Annotated in this window: 1 protein-coding gene; it reads left to right on the forward strand. The window is 41.1% G+C overall.

The window, feature by feature from the left end; translation table 11 throughout:
- Nucleotides 1-263, forward strand: a 263-nt coding sequence (locus HMPREF2541_RS11490) for a transposase (RefSeq protein WP_141744168.1), incomplete at its 5' end; no start/stop codon positions are given.
- Between the last annotated feature and the right edge of the window lie 19 nt (nucleotides 264-282).

The raw sequence follows: 282 nt of genomic DNA on the forward strand, positions 1-282 counted from the left end.
GTTATCAGGGATTGGTTGACATGGGTTTTGCCAAACATTTCAGGGTACATCATGGTGACAATGAGTTTGTCCGTGGTACGCGGCATATTAACGGTATTGAATCTTTTTGGAGTTACGCCAAGCATCGCTTGGTGCAATTTAACGGGGTGCCGAAACATACGTTTTACCTGCATTTAAAAGAAACCGAGTTCCGCTTCAATCACAGGCATGATGATTTATATAAAATACTGCTGAGAATGTTGCGGGAAAATCCTTTAAAATAAATTTTGCTTCCTAAGCCCC

The sequence above is a fragment of the Eikenella sp. HMSC061C02 genome (assembly GCF_001809035.1).
GTDB classification, from domain to species: Bacteria; Pseudomonadota; Gammaproteobacteria; order Burkholderiales; family Neisseriaceae; genus Eikenella; species Eikenella corrodens.